The sequence below is a fragment of the Streptomyces sp. S6 genome, from assembly GCF_054880855.1.
Genome location: NZ_JBTYMC010000196.1, coordinates 1 through 12,854 on the forward strand (window position 1 = coordinate 1; position 12,854 = coordinate 12,854).

The following is a 12,854-nucleotide window of genomic DNA, read 5'->3' on the forward strand; positions in this document are numbered from 1 at the left end:
GCGCCGCGCTCGCCGCCGCCAACCCCTGCCCGCCCGAGCGCGCCGCCCTCGTCGCCCTCACCGAGGACGACCCGCGCACCCTGCTCGAACTGATCGAGGACAACCCGGCCCTGCGCGGCACCCTCGGCTGGCCCGAACTCCTCGACCTGCTCACGCCGTTGCGCCCCCGCCACTACTCCATCTCCTCCTCACCCGCGACCGACCCCGACCACGTCGACCTGATGGTCTCCCTCCTCGACGCCCCCGCCCGCTCGGGCAACGGCCGCTACCGGGGCACCGGTTCGAGCCACCTCGCCGACCTCGTCCCCGGCGACACCGTGTACGCCCGCGTCCAGCCCTGCCGCGAGGTGTTCCGCGTCGACCACGACGACCCGGTGATCATGGTGGCCGCCGGCACCGGCCTCGCCCCCTTCCGCGGCGTGATCGCCGACCGCGTCGCCGCGTCCGCCTCGGCCGGTGAACTCCCGCCCGCCCTCTGCTACTTCGGCTGCGACACCCCCGACGCCGACTACCTGCACGCCGAGGAACTCCACGCCGCCGACGCCGCCGGAGCCGTCTCCATGCGGCCCGCGTTCAGCGCCGGACCCGACGGCCGGTACGTCCAGCACCGCATCGCCGCCGAAGGGGACGAGGTCTGGAAGCTGCTGGCCGAAGGCGCCCGCGTGTACGTCTGCGGCGACGGATCACGCATGGCACCCGGCGTGCGCGAAGCGTTCCGTACCCTGTACCGGGATCACACGCCGGACGCCGACGAGGCGGCGGCCGAGACGTGGCTCAACGAACTGATGCTGAACGGGCGTTACGTCGAGGACGTGTACGCCGCGGGCTGACCGAGAGGGTGTGGGATGACGGCCGACTCCTGGGAACGCGCACGGAACGTCCTCAAGGAGGCGTCCCTCCCGCCCGACAGCCTCACCCACGTCACCCCGCTGAGCGGCGGCACCTACAACGCCGTCGAGGAACTCCGCCTCGACGACGGCACCCGGTACGTCCTCAAGGTCGCCCCGCACGCCGAGGGCCTCCGCCACGAGAAGCGACTCCTCGTGGCGGAGGCCCGGTTCTACGAGGGGGCGGAGCGGGCCGGCGTACCCGCCCCGAAGCTCCTGGCACTGGGCGACGGCCACCTCCTGATGACGGCCGTCCCCGGCGAGCAGTGGTCGGACGAAACCCTCACCCTCACCCGACGCACCGCCCTGCGCACCGAGTTGGCCGGACAGGTCGCCCGCCTCCACCGGATCACCGGACCCGGCCACGGCTACCCCTCCGGCGCCCTCGGCCCCCTCGCCCCGAACTGGCGCACCGCGTTCACCGGCATGCTCGACGCGGTCCTCGCCGACGCCGACCACTACGCGGCCGAACTCCCGCGCACGACGGACGAGATCAGGGCGACCGTCCGTACGGCGTACGACGCCCTCGACGAGGTCACCGTCCCGAGCCTCGTCCACTTCGACCTGTGGCCCGGCAACATCCTCGTCGACCCCGCCGTCCCCCGCGTCACCGGACTCATCGACGGCGAGCGCATGTTCTGGGGCGACCCGCTCGCCGACTTCGTCTCCCTCGCCCTCCTCACGGACATCCGCGAGGACGAGACCTTCCTGACGGCCTATCAAGAGGCGGGCGGCAAGGCCGACTTCACCCCGGCCGCGCGGCAGCGGTACGCCCTCTACCGCACCTACCTCTACCTGATCATGCTGACGGAACAGGTCCCGAGGAAGGCCGACGAGGGCCACCGGCAGTGGGCCAGGGAGAACGTCGTACCCCAACTGCTGGGTGCGCTCGGGGAGATCGAGGCGGCGGCCCCGTAAAGGGCACCACCCCGAAGGAACCCCGAAGGCGCCTCACGGCAAGGCCGTCAGCCCGCGAACGCGTCCACACCCGTGCGCTGCGCCGACAGCTCCCACAGCCGCGCCGCCTGGTCCGGGTCCGTGGCCCACGCCGCGACCCCGCCCGACTGGTCGCCGGGGGCGGCGGGTTCGGCGATCTCGCAGTCCTCCAGGTAGACGCCGCCCATCCCGTCGAGCTGCGTCGAGGTCGCCGCCCACACCTGGGTCGACGCACCCTGCTCGGGCGTCTTGAACACGTCCGGCATCAGCAGTGTGCCGTTCTCGTCGATCCAGCCGCGCTCGATCATCTCCTCCTTGGCCAGGTGCCGTTGGAGAGGAGTGAGGATGCCGCCCGGGTGCAGCGAGAACGCCCGCACACCCGAATCGCGGGCCAACTTGTCGAGGTGCAGGGCGAACAGGGCGTTGGACGTCTTCGCCTGCCCGTACGCCTCCCACTTGTCGTAGCCCTCGCGCCAGTCGATGTCGTTCCAGCGGACACCGGAGAAGTGGTGCGCGCGGGAGGAGACCGAGACGACGCGGGCGCCGCCGGGCTCGATCGCGGGCCACAGCCGGTTCACGAGCGCGAAGTGCCCGAGGTGGTTGGTGGCGAACTGGGCCTCCCAGCCGGGACCCACCCGCGTCTCGGGGCAGGCCATGACGCCCGCGTTGTTGATCATGTAGTCGATGGTGCGGCCCGAGGCGAGGAACCGTTCCGCGAACGCCCGCACGCTCTCCAGGTCGCCCAGGTCCAGCTCGTCCACCTCGACCCCGGCGATCCCCCGCACCGCCTCCCGGGCCACATCCACCCGGCGGGCCGGTACGACCACCCGCGCGCCGGCCTTCGTCAGCGCCCGGGTCGTCTCCAGGCCGAGCCCCGAGTAGCCGCCGGTCACCACGGCCAGGGTGCCGGTGAGGTCGCGCCCCGCGAGGACGTCGTCGGCGGTGCTGCGGGCACCGAAACCAGAACCGATCTTGACTTGAGGAGTGTCGCTGTTGCTCATGCGTACGACCGTACGAATTGAAGTGCTCTCGAAGTCAAATGCGGCCGTGCGTCCAGTCGGCCAGCCGCTCGTACGGCCACGTCGTCACCACCCGGTCCGCCGGCACCCCGCACTCCTCGGCCCGCGCGCACCCCACGATCTGCCAGTCCAGCTGCCCCGGCGCGTGGGCGTCCGTGTCGATCGAGAACAGCGTCCCGGCGGCCACGGCCTGCCGCAGCAGGCGGCGGGGAGGGTCCAGCCGTTCCGGACGGCTGTTGATCTCCACCGCCGTCCCCGATTCCGCGCACGCCGCGAACACCGCCGCCGCGTCGAACTCCGACTCCGGCCGCCGCTTCCCGGCGATCAGCCGCCCGGTGCAGTGGCCCAGCACGTCCGCGTGCGGGTCGCGGACGGCGGCCAGCAGGCGGCGGGTCATCGAGCGGGCGTCCATGCGCAGCTTGGAGTGCACCGAGACGACGACCACGTCGAGGCGGGCCAGCAGCTCCGGATCCTGGTCGAGGGAGCCGTCGTCGAGGATGTCGCACTCGATGCCGGTGAGCAGGCGGAACGGGGACCAGGTGGTGTTCAGCTCCGCGACCAGGTCCAACTGGTCGCGCAGGCGGTCCGCCGTCAGACCCCGGGCGACCGTCAGGCGCGGCGAGTGGTCCGTCAGCACCGCCCACTCGTGGCCCAGCGCCGCCGCCGTCCGCGCCATCTCCTCGATCGGGCTGCCGCCGTCCGACCAGTCCGAGTGCAGGTGGCAGTCACCCCGCAGCAGGGCCCGCAGGCGCTCGCCGCCCGCCGGGAGCGGTGGCTGCTCGGCCTCGACGCGCTCCAGATAGGCCGGGATGCCGCCTGCCAGCGCCTCCCGGACCACCTGTGCGGTCTTCGGACCGACTCCCTTCAGCGACTCCAGCGTCCCCGCCGCCGCCCGCTGCGCGACCTCCCCCGCCGGGAGCGCCGACAGCACCCGGGCCGCCGTCCGGAAGGCCTTCACCCGGTACGGCGGGGCGAGGGAACGTTCCAGCAGGAAGGCGATCCGTTCCAGGGCCTCGACGGGGAGCATGGCACCAGGGTTCCCCAGGAACGGGCGGGGCGCTCGCCGACCGCGAGACGGCCCGAGTAGCGGTCGGCGGGAGTCGCTCTACGCTCGATTGCATGACCGAAATCGCGAGCCCCTACATCTCCCACCCGCGGATCATGGTGCTCGGGGTCCAGCCGGGCACGCCCCCCTTCCGCATCATGGAGATCGACGGCCGGGTCGTCGGCTCCGCCCACGCCGTCGCCGAGGTCCTCGACACCGCGGCGCTCTACGGCATCACCGTCCACGACCTCGACGACCCCGACACGATCCGCTGGGTCGGCGGCGACCGCTACACCTGGCGGCCCCGCTGACCCTGCCGGGCGTGGACGCCCCGGCCCAGCCGGCGGCCGAGGAACAGATAGCCGATCAGGGCGCCCGACGTGTTGAGGATGACGTCGTCGACGTCGAAGGCACGCCCGGTGACGAGTGCGCCCTGCGCGAACTCCACCGCCAGCATGACGACGGCCGTCAGCAGCAGGACCTTCAGGAAGCCGCGCGCCCTCGGGGCGACGACCGGGACGAGGACGCCGAACGGGACGCCCAGCAGGATGTTCCCGCCGATCTGCTTCACCGCGTCCCGCAGCGCCGGCTGGTCCAGGTACGCCTTGAGGGAGTGGCCGGGGCGGAGGTTCGTGTGGATCAGGGGGACCGAGGCGGGGGAGGGTTCGAGGGTGAGGCGGGCGAGAACGGCCCCGAAGGCGACGAGGACCGCGAAACCGACGGCCATCACCGGGATGCGGAGGATCAGGGGGAGGGGGCGGGGGCCGGCGGGGGTGGGTTTCTTCGCGGCGGACGGTTCTTTCGTGGCCGACGGTTTCCCCGGCGAGGTGCGCTTTCCCGGCGCCAGCCGCGCCGCGAACCCCTTGAGGGTCGTGCGGGCGCTTCTCGGGGCGGGTTTCGGCCGAGGCGTGGGCGAGCCCTTCGTCTTCACGGTACGCGGACGTGGGACGGCACGGGCCATGACGGTCCTCCAGGCTTCAACTTCCCTGCGTCATAAGGCTGTTACCCAGGAAGCGCCCGAGGATGCCGATACGGACGGCGGCCCCGGGCGCCGTCCGGTCACGCGCCGTAGGAGACGGTGACCTTCTCGAAGCCGAGGGAGCGCAGCAGGCCCTTGAGCATGCCGGTCGTGTTGCTCTCCGCGCGGGCCGTCAGCTCGCTCTGCCGCGCGGCGTCCCCGATGTGCCGCACGGCGAGCTTCTGCACCGCCTGCTCGCTGTTCGGGTTGTCGGAGAAGAAGTCGCCGAGCCGGTCCAGCAGGCCACGCTGCTTGGAGACCGCGTACGAACGGGACGGGTCGAGGGACGGCGTCGCGAGCCGCGCGTGCGGCAGCCGCAGGGTCGCCGTCGTACGGTCCTTGTCGACCGTGACGTCCTTGTCGGCCACCTTCCCGAGGTCCACGTACGCGTCCACCGTGCCTGCCCCCACGTACAGGGTGCGGCTCCCGTGGAGCGCGTCGGGGAGGAACCGCGCGTCCTTCTCCAGGTCCACGACGACCTGGAAGTTCCCGGAGGCGCCCTCGAAGCGGCTCATGTCCTGGATCGACTGGAGCAGGGCCGGGCCGGTGCGGTCGTTCGTCTCGGTGCCGAAGAAGTCGCGCAGGCCCGGCAGCAGGCTGAGCCGGATGCCCGCGAACATCACGGCCATCACCACCACCACCGAGGTGAGCACCTTCGCCCACACCGGCATGCGCTGGGGCAGTCGCTTCGGGGGAGTCGTCGTCACGGTGTCGGGGGGAGTCGTCGTCATGGTGGCGGGTCTCCTTCCTGCGGCCCCGCTGTCACGGGGGCCCCGTACTGGTGTTCCCGCCGTACGGATGCCCACTGAACGCCCTCGCGCACCGCCCTGTCGACAACCTGTGACAGGGCGTGTCCCTACCTGGGAAGTAATCGCGGCGGGACCCGTGCGGCGGCAACAATCTCGCTGACAGCGCGAGTTGACGAAGAAAGGCCCCGCCGTGAGTACCGACACCCGTACCTCCGTCAGCCTTCTCCTGCGCGCCATCGGCGAGGGCGACCCCGACCGCATCGCCGCCCTCTACGCCGAAGAGGTCGACTGGAAGCTCGACTGGCCCGACGGCGAACACGGACGACCGGCCACCCCCTGGATACGGCACCGCGCCACCCGCGCCGAAGTCGCCGAGCACTTCAAGCAGTTGGCCGAGCACCATGTCCCCGAGAAGGCCGACACCCAGATCGAGAACATCCTCGTCGACGGCGCCCACGCGGTCGTCCTCGGCGAGATCCGCCAGACCGCCCGAAGCACCGGACGCGCCTACCGGTCCCGGTTCGCCCTCCACCTGACCCTGGACCGGGGGCTGGTGACCCGGCATCACGTCTACGAGGACAGCCTCGCCGTGGCCCAGGCGTTCGACGGGGCGTGAGTCACCGGGGGCAGATGGAGAGCGGGCGGACGAGGAGCGGGAGCCGCGCCACCCGTCCCGTGCTACCCGCCCGGTCTGACCAGACCGTGATCGAACACGAACACCACCGCGTGCACCCGGTCCCGCAGGCCCAGCTTCTCCAGTACCCGGCCCAGCAGGAGCAGCACGCCGTGCTCCCGCTCGGTCAGCCGGGCCGGCCTCCGGGCCGTCTCCGGTGACGGCTCCGCCGGGGTGGATTTCGCGAACTTTGCGAGCAGCCGGCGGGTGACCGTGGGACCGAGGAGCGCGTCCCCCGCCGCGAGCGTCCGGACCCCCTCGATCAGCGCCTCCGGCGGACTCCGCTTCAGCAGAAACCCGGCCGCACCCGCGCGCACCGCCGCGAACACGTACTCGTCCAGCTCGAAGGTCGTCAGGATCAGCACCTTGGGCACGGCGTCCCCCGCCGCCACGATCGCCCTCGTCGCCGCGACCCCGTCCAGCACCGGCATCCGCACGTCCCCAAGGGGCCCGCGTTCACGCGTCCCCCTGTCGTCCGTGAGGCACCCGCAGCCACCCCCTCCTCCACACGCCCGCGTTCGCCGAGGCCGTGCGCCGGATTCGCGACGGGGAGTCCGTCAGCGCCCTGTTCGGCGGGCCGGTGAGCGAATAGACAGGAGTAGGACGCCGGTTGACGGCATGTCAGACGCCCGGCGCCTCTCATGCGACCAGGAGGACCGCAGTGGCGAAGGCAAGGTTCGAGCGGACCAAACCGCACGTGAACATCGGCACGATCGGCCACATCGACCACGGCAAGACGACGCTCACCGCCGCGATCACCAAGGTGCTGCACGACCGGTTTCCCGACCTGAACCCGTTCACCCCGTTCGACCAGATCGACAAGGCGCCCGAGGAGCGCCAGCGCGGCATCACGATCTCGATCGCGCACGTCGAGTACCAGACCGAGGCCCGGCACTATGCGCACGTCGACTGCCCCGGGCACGCCGACTACATCAAGAACATGATCACGGGCGCGGCCCAGATGGACGGCGCGATCCTGGTCGTCGCCGCGACCGACGGACCGATGCCGCAGACCAAGGAACACGTCCTGCTGGCCCGGCAGGTGGGTGTGCCCTACATCGTCGTCGCGCTCAACAAGACGGACATGGTGGACGACGAGGAGATCCTCGAACTCGTGGAGCTGGAGGTGCGCGAACTGCTCAGCGAGTACGAGTTCCCCGGGGACGACGTCCCGGTCGTCCGCGTCTCGGCGCTGCGGGCGCTGGAGGGGGACCCCGGGTGGGCGCGGTCGGTGCTGGATCTGCTGGACGCGGTCGACGTGGCCGTGCCGCAGCCGGAGCGGGACGTGGACCGGCCGTTCCTGATGCCGATCGAGGACGTGTTCACGATCACCGGCCGGGGCACGGTCGTCACCGGCCGGATCGAGCGCGGGACGCTGCGGGTGAACACGGAGGTCGAGATCATCGGCATCCACGAGCAGAAGACGCGGACGACCGTCACGGGCATCGAGATGTTCCGCAAGCTCCTCGACGAGGGGTGGGCCGGGGAGAACGTCGGGCTGCTGCTGCGCGGGGTCAAGCGGGAGGACGTGGAGCGGGGGCAGGTCGTCATCAAGCCGGGTTCGGTGACGCCGCACACCCGGTTCGAGGCGCAGGCGTACATCCTGTCCAAGGACGAGGGCGGGCGGCACACGCCGTTCTTCGACAACTACCGGCCGCAGTTCTACTTCCGCACCACGGACGTCACGGGCGTGGTGACCCTCCCCGAGGGCACCGAGATGGTCATGCCCGGCGACAACACGGGTGTGCTCGTGCAGCTCATCCAGCCCATCGCGATGGAGGAGGGGCTGAAGTTCGCGATCCGTGAGGGCGGGCGGACGGTGGGTGCGGGGCAGGTCACGAAGATCCTGACGTAGCCCCGGCCGCAGCCCTGGTTCCGGCCCCGGTCATAACGTCTCCCCGGGCTTGCCGAGGGCGGCCTCCACGCTCGGCGCGGGCGGCAGGAGCTTCGACAGGCCCGTCGCCCGCAGGATCCGCAGGGTCAGCGGATGGACGCAGACCAGACGGAGTTCGCCGTCGCGCTCCAGGACCCGGGTGCGGGCGCGGTAGAGCAGCCGTAACCCCGAGCAGTCGAGGAACTCGATCGGCGTGAGATCGATGAGCACGCGCGGGGCCTGGCCCGTCACACGGTCGTCGATGTGCGGCAGGATCTCCATCGCCGCGACGATGTCGATCTCGCCGTGGAACTCCAGTACGAGGTACCCCTGTTCCTCACGGATACGCAGGTGAGGGGTGTCGACCAGGGGTTCCTGCGGCACCATGGCATTGCCTCCAGCACGGGCCGGCGGATGGGAAACAGCGGACGCTGGGGAGCGCTCGGCGGGGCCTGCTCCAGCAAGTTACCCCCGATGGAGTGAATTTCAGCATGTTCGATTGACATATGTCATCGAAAATGGACCGCTCATAGTCAGCCAGTTCGTGCCGGTACCCCCGACTCCGCTTCCGGGGGTCAGGACAGGGCCTGCCAGGCCCGGGTGAGGGACTGCCGGAACTGGTCCGTCTGGCGCTCCGTCAACTCGTCGACCATGCGGTTCTCCAGTTCGCGCACCGGTCCCGCGTGCAGCGCGAGCAGCTCCCGTCCGGCGTCGGTCAGCAGGATCCTCAGCTCCCGACGGCTGGCCGGATTCGGCTCCCGGCGGATCAGGCCCCGGCTCTCCAGGGAGCGCACCAGATCGGCCATCGACTGCGCGGTGACGAACGAGTCGCGGGCCAACTGGGCGGCGGACAGGCCGTCGTGGCGCTCCAGGACCGTGAGCGCCGTGTACTGCAAGGCGGTGATCCCCGACGGCCGCACCAGCTCGTCCAGCCGGGAGCGAACGGCGAGTTCGAGCTGCTTGACCATGTAGAGGAGGGAGGGGGGTGCGCTTCCGGCCATGGGGCGAGCGTAAACCATTGACAGGAATCCTGTCTGTAAAGAGACTGCGAACCACCAGGATTCCTGTCGGTTACGACGCGGCGACGGAGCCGCAAGACCCGAGGAGTGGCGATGACCGCCTTCCAGATCGACCCCGGGCAGCTCTTCATCGGGGGGCAGTGGCGGGAAGCCGCCGACGGAGCGCGCACGGAGGTGATCGACCCCTCCCGGGGCCGCACGGTCACGACGGTCGCCGAGGCCGGTCCCGCCGACGTCGACGCCGCCGTGCGCGCCGCCCGCGAGGCGTACGAGTCCGGCCCCTGGGCCCGCCTCACCGGCCGGGAACGGGGCCGCGTCCTGCTGCGCGTCGCCGAGCTGATCCGCCAGGAGGCCGAGACGATCGCCGAACTGGAGAGCCTCGACGTCGGCAAGCCCATCACGCTGGCCCGCGCGGTCGACGTCACCAACGCGGCCAACGACTACGAGTACTACGCCACCCTCGCCTTCTCCCTCGACGGCGCCACCCGGGAGACCCAGCACGACGCCCACGCCTACACGAGACGCGGTCCGCTCGGCGTCGTCGCGGCGATCACGCCGTTCAACTTCCCGCTGATCCTGGCCGGTTCGAAACTCGCGCCCGCACTCGCCGCCGGGAACACGGTCGTTCACAAACCGGCCGACGAAACCCCGCTGAGCGCCCTCTACATGGCCGGCCTGCTCCAGCGGGCGGGTGTTCCCGACGGCGTCGTCAACGTCGTCACCGGCACCGGGCCCGTCGCCGGGGAGGCCCTGCTGCGGCACCCCGGGATCGACAAGGTCGCCTTCACCGGGTCCACGCGGATCGGGCGGCACGCGGCGGGGGTCGCCGGGCAGGCGCTGAAACCGGTCACGGTGGAACTGGGCGGAAACGCGCCCCACCTCGTCTTCGAGGACGCCGACCTGGAGAAGGCCGTCGGCGCGATCATCAAGGGGTTCGTCTTCAACACCGGGCAGTTCTGCATGGGCGGCCCGCGCCTGCTGGTCGCCCGCTCGGTCTGTACGACGCTGCTGAACATCCTCGCCGACGCGGTCCCCGGCATCCCGGTCGGCGATCCCCGCGACCCGGAGACCGTCGTGGGCCCGATGGCGGGGGAGCGGCATCTGCGCAAGGTCGAGGAGTACGTCGACCTTGCCCGCAAGGAGGGCGGCCGGATCGTCTGCGGGGGTGAACGCCTCGATCTGGACGGCGGCTACTACTACCGGCCGACCGTCATATCCGGCCTCCCGAACGACTCCCGCGTCGTCCAGGAGGAGGTCTTCGGGCCCGTCCTCACCGTCCAGCCCTTCGACTCCGAGGACGAGGCCGTCGAGCTCGCCAACTCCACGCCCTACGGCCTGGCTTCGGGCATCCAGACCGGCAGCCTCTCCCGCGCCCACCGCGTCGCCGACCGCCTCGAAGCGGGCATCGTCTGGATCAACGACTGGGCCGTCCTCGACCCCGCCGTCCCCTTCGGCGGCGTCAAGGAGTCCGGCTTCGGCCGCGAGTACGGCCCGGAGGCCCTCGCGTCGTACCTCAAGACCAAGTCGGTGGTCGTGTCACTGGCCTGAGGCGGCCCCCGGCCTACTTGGTCCGAGGCAGCCCTCCCGGCAACCTCAAGCTGACGCGGCCCTCAGCGGGCCCGGCCTGGGCAGTCTCCGGGTCGCTCCGGGCCGAGGCAGCTTCCGGGCCGCTCCGGGACGGGACAGCCCCTGGGCCGGGGCGGTCCGGGGTAGACCTTTCGGCCGCCCCCGGCGGAGGAAGCCCCGGCCGATCCGGCCCGAGCCCTTCCGGCCGGTCCGGTCCGGTCCGGCCCAGCCGGTGGCGGCCCCTGGCCGACCCGACCTGGACCCCTCGGCCCACCGGATCCATGCTCCTGTCCGGCCCGGACAGGGGCAGCCCAGTCCTTCCGGCCGCCGAAGCTCGAAGCAGCCCCCGGCCGACCCGGATCGAGCCCCTCGGCCACCCAGATCCACGCCCGCCCGACCCGTCGACCGCCCCGAGCCCAGCCCGAGACGACTCGACCCCGCAACAACTCGCCTCTCCAGAACGGGAGTTCACCCCATGCCCCGCACCACCAGAGCCGCCGTCGTAGAGTCCGGCGGAGCCCCCTTCACCTTCTCTGCCGTCACCCTCGACGACCCCCGCCCGCACGAGGCCGTGGTGCGGATGGTCGCGGCCGGGCTCTGTCATACGGATCTGGGGGTGGCGGGCGGGGGGCTGCCGTTTCCGTTGCCCGGGGTGCTGGGGCATGAGGGGGCGGGGGTCGTCGAGGCGGTGGGGTCGGCGGTGACGTCGGTGGCGCCCGGGGACCATGTCGTGCTGTCGTTCACGTCCTGCGGGGAGTGCCGTAACTGTCGCGGCGGTCACCCCGCCTACTGTGCCGACTGGCTGCCGATGAACCTGATCGGCGGGCGCCGGGCCGACGGGAGCGCGACCGTCACCCGGGACGGTGAGGAGCTCGGCGGGCACTTCTTCGGCCAGTCCTCGTTCGCCGAGCGGGCGTTGGTGGACGAGCGGAGTCTCGTGAGGGTGGACCCGGAGGTGCCGCTCGCCTCGATCGCCCCGCTGGGCTGCGGGGTCCAGACCGGTGTGGGCGCGGTCTGGAACGTTCTCAAGCCGGAGGCGGGCAGTACGGTCGCCGTCCTCGGTGCCGGCGCCGTCGGCCTGTCGGCGGTGATGGCCGCCGCGCTCTCCCCGGCCACCGAGATCATCGCCGTCGACCGGGTCCCCGAACGGCTGGAACTCGCCCGTGAGCTGGGCGCCACGCACACCCTGAGTGACGTCCGCGAACTCACCGGCGTCGACGGCGCGGTGGAGACGACCGGCAGCACGGCCGTCCTGCGCGCCGGTGTCGACGCGCTCGCCCCGCGCGGCACCGTGGTCGTCGTGGGCGCCCCGCCCTTCGGGACCGAAGTCGCCCTGGACGTCAACGGGTTGCTCACCGGCAAGCGGGTCGTCGGGCTCACCCTCGGGGACAGCGAGACGCAGAGCCTCGTCCCGACGCTGGTGGAGCTCGTCAAGTCGGGGCGGATGCCGCTGGAGAAGCTGATCGGGACGTACGCGTTCGACGACATCGGGCAGGCGGCGAAGGACATGACGGAGGGCCGGACCGTCAAACCGGTGCTGGTGTTCTGAGAGTTCAGCGGCTGGCGTGCAGGGTGACGAGCAACTGCCATATCTGGTCGGCGATCTGACGGGGCGTCCCCTCCAGCAGGCCGTGCAGCCAGTCGGCCAGCACCCCCGCGAAGGTCGCCGCCACCGCGGAGGCGACCAGCGGGGCGTCGGCCGCCCCGGCCCGCTGTCTCTCCCGCAGGCTGTAGGCCCGCAGGTCCCGGTGCAGCACCAGCCCCAGCGGCCCGCCCCCACCCGGTGTCAACAGCCGCCGGTACAGGGCGAGATGGGGGGTGAGGGAGGTGAAGAACTCCGGCAGGGCGGCCGGCGCGCGGACCGGGTCGGGCCGCCCCTGCCAGGCGTGCAGCGCCTCGACGGCCTCCCGGACGACATCCGCGCAGGCGTCGACCGCGAGGTCCTCAAGATCGGTGTAGTGGACGTAGAATGTGGCCCGCCCGGCCCCCGCCCGCCGCACCAGCGCGGCCACGCTCACCTCCTCCAGCGGACGCTCGGCGCACTCCGCGAGCAGCGCCGCCCGCAGCCT

At 71.7% G+C, this 12,854-nt stretch carries 15 protein-coding genes; 7 read left to right on the top strand and 8 right to left on the bottom strand.

The features are described from left to right. A partial coding sequence (locus tag ACVNF4_RS23835; protein ID WP_461804919.1) for a ferredoxin reductase domain-containing protein occupies positions 1-830 on the top strand: 830 nt, incomplete at its 5' end. Positions 831-845: 15 nt separating this feature from the next. Continuing rightward, positions 846-1,805, top strand: a complete 960-nt coding sequence (locus tag ACVNF4_RS23840; protein ID WP_461804920.1) for a phosphotransferase family protein — start codon at positions 846-848, stop codon at positions 1,803-1,805. Between the two features lie 47 nt (positions 1,806-1,852). On the opposite strand, the gene ACVNF4_RS23845 is transcribed toward ACVNF4_RS23840, so the two are convergent. Together ACVNF4_RS23845 and ACVNF4_RS23850 are read right to left on the bottom strand one after the other, a co-directional pair. After that, positions 1,853-2,824, bottom strand: coding sequence for an SDR family NAD(P)-dependent oxidoreductase (locus tag ACVNF4_RS23845; RefSeq protein ID WP_461804921.1), 972 nt, complete (start codon positions 2,822-2,824; stop codon positions 1,853-1,855). 34 nt (positions 2,825-2,858) lie between these two features. After that, a complete protein-coding gene (locus tag ACVNF4_RS23850) occupies positions 2,859-3,869 on the bottom strand; it encodes a PHP domain-containing protein (RefSeq protein ID WP_461804922.1) in 1,011 nt (336 codons plus the stop codon). A gap of 92 nt (positions 3,870-3,961) precedes the next feature. Between ACVNF4_RS23850 and ACVNF4_RS23855 the strand changes: the two genes are divergently transcribed. Then, positions 3,962-4,198 carry a hypothetical protein gene (locus ACVNF4_RS23855; protein ID WP_355871237.1) on the top strand — a complete coding sequence of 79 codons (237 nt, stop codon included), beginning with the start codon at positions 3,962-3,964 and terminating at the stop codon, positions 4,196-4,198. On the opposite strand, the gene ACVNF4_RS23860 is transcribed toward ACVNF4_RS23855, so the two are convergent. Next, entirely contained in the window at positions 4,177-4,848 is a 672-nt protein-coding gene (locus tag ACVNF4_RS23860; protein ID WP_461804923.1) for a VanZ family protein, read from the bottom strand. The genes ACVNF4_RS23855 and ACVNF4_RS23860 overlap by 22 nt on opposite strands. A 98-nt stretch (positions 4,849-4,946) precedes the next feature. Further along, positions 4,947-5,636 carry a DUF4230 domain-containing protein gene (locus ACVNF4_RS23865; RefSeq protein ID WP_461804924.1) on the bottom strand — a complete coding sequence of 230 codons (690 nt, stop codon included), beginning with the start codon at positions 5,634-5,636 and terminating at the stop codon, positions 4,947-4,949. A 208-nt stretch (positions 5,637-5,844) separates the two neighbouring features. Between ACVNF4_RS23865 and ACVNF4_RS23870 the strand changes: the two genes are divergently transcribed. Then, positions 5,845-6,270, top strand: coding sequence for a nuclear transport factor 2 family protein (locus ACVNF4_RS23870; RefSeq protein WP_461804925.1), 426 nt, complete (start codon positions 5,845-5,847; stop codon positions 6,268-6,270). A 62-nt stretch (positions 6,271-6,332) separates the two neighbouring features. Here ACVNF4_RS23870 and ACVNF4_RS23875 read toward each other — a convergent pair whose 3' ends face one another. Next, positions 6,333-6,758, bottom strand: a complete 426-nt coding sequence (locus tag ACVNF4_RS23875; RefSeq protein WP_461804926.1) for a response regulator — start codon at positions 6,756-6,758, stop codon at positions 6,333-6,335. Positions 6,759-6,988: 230 nt separating this feature from the next. On the opposite strand from ACVNF4_RS23875, the gene tuf reads away from it, so the two are divergent. Beyond that, on the top strand, positions 6,989-8,182 hold the full coding sequence (gene tuf / locus ACVNF4_RS23880) for an elongation factor Tu (RefSeq protein ID WP_461804927.1): 1,194 nt from the start codon (positions 6,989-6,991) through the stop codon (positions 8,180-8,182). Between the two features lie 30 nt (positions 8,183-8,212). Here the strand turns inward: tuf and ACVNF4_RS23885 are convergent, their stop codons facing one another. Next, positions 8,213-8,587 carry an anti-sigma factor antagonist gene (locus ACVNF4_RS23885; protein ID WP_461804928.1) on the bottom strand — a complete coding sequence of 125 codons (375 nt, stop codon included), beginning with the start codon at positions 8,585-8,587 and terminating at the stop codon, positions 8,213-8,215. A gap of 188 nt (positions 8,588-8,775) precedes the next feature. Then, on the bottom strand, positions 8,776-9,201 hold the full coding sequence (locus ACVNF4_RS23890; protein ID WP_461804929.1) for a MarR family winged helix-turn-helix transcriptional regulator: 426 nt from the start codon (positions 9,199-9,201) through the stop codon (positions 8,776-8,778). 111 nt (positions 9,202-9,312) lie between these two features. On the opposite strand from ACVNF4_RS23890, the gene ACVNF4_RS23895 reads away from it, so the two are divergent. Both ACVNF4_RS23895 and ACVNF4_RS23900 read left to right on the top strand, forming a co-directional pair. Continuing rightward, complete coding sequence (locus ACVNF4_RS23895) at positions 9,313-10,767, top strand: aldehyde dehydrogenase family protein (protein WP_461804930.1); 1,455 nt, start codon at positions 9,313-9,315, stop codon at positions 10,765-10,767. 493 nt (positions 10,768-11,260) lie between these two features. Next, complete coding sequence (locus ACVNF4_RS23900; protein ID WP_461804931.1) at positions 11,261-12,334, top strand: NAD(P)-dependent alcohol dehydrogenase; 1,074 nt, start codon at positions 11,261-11,263, stop codon at positions 12,332-12,334. A gap of 4 nt (positions 12,335-12,338) precedes the next feature. On the opposite strand, the gene ACVNF4_RS23905 is transcribed toward ACVNF4_RS23900, so the two are convergent. Beyond that, a partial coding sequence (locus tag ACVNF4_RS23905) for a TetR/AcrR family transcriptional regulator (protein WP_461804932.1) occupies positions 12,339-12,854 on the bottom strand: 516 nt, incomplete at its 5' end.

Coding starts and splice junctions, on each gene's coding strand:
- ACVNF4_RS23840 (WP_461804920.1), top strand. CDS start 846: ATGACGGCCGACTCCTGGGAACGCGCACGGAACGTCCTCAAGGAGGCG.
- ACVNF4_RS23845 (WP_461804921.1), bottom strand. CDS start 2,824: ATGAGCAACAGCGACACTCCTCAAGTCAAGATCGGTTCTGGTTTCGGT.
- ACVNF4_RS23850 (WP_461804922.1), bottom strand. CDS start 3,869: ATGCTCCCCGTCGAGGCCCTGGAACGGATCGCCTTCCTGCTGGAACGT.
- ACVNF4_RS23855 (WP_355871237.1), top strand. CDS start 3,962: ATGACCGAAATCGCGAGCCCCTACATCTCCCACCCGCGGATCATGGTG.
- ACVNF4_RS23860 (WP_461804923.1), bottom strand. CDS start 4,848: ATGGCCCGTGCCGTCCCACGTCCGCGTACCGTGAAGACGAAGGGCTCG.
- ACVNF4_RS23865 (WP_461804924.1), bottom strand. CDS start 5,636: ATGACGACGACTCCCCCCGACACCGTGACGACGACTCCCCCGAAGCGA.
- ACVNF4_RS23875 (WP_461804926.1), bottom strand. CDS start 6,758: ATGCCGGTGCTGGACGGGGTCGCGGCGACGAGGGCGATCGTGGCGGCG.
- ACVNF4_RS23885 (WP_461804928.1), bottom strand. CDS start 8,587: ATGGTGCCGCAGGAACCCCTGGTCGACACCCCTCACCTGCGTATCCGT.
- ACVNF4_RS23890 (WP_461804929.1), bottom strand. CDS start 9,201: ATGGCCGGAAGCGCACCCCCCTCCCTCCTCTACATGGTCAAGCAGCTC.
- ACVNF4_RS23895 (WP_461804930.1), top strand. CDS start 9,313: ATGACCGCCTTCCAGATCGACCCCGGGCAGCTCTTCATCGGGGGGCAG.
- ACVNF4_RS23900 (WP_461804931.1), top strand. CDS start 11,261: ATGCCCCGCACCACCAGAGCCGCCGTCGTAGAGTCCGGCGGAGCCCCC.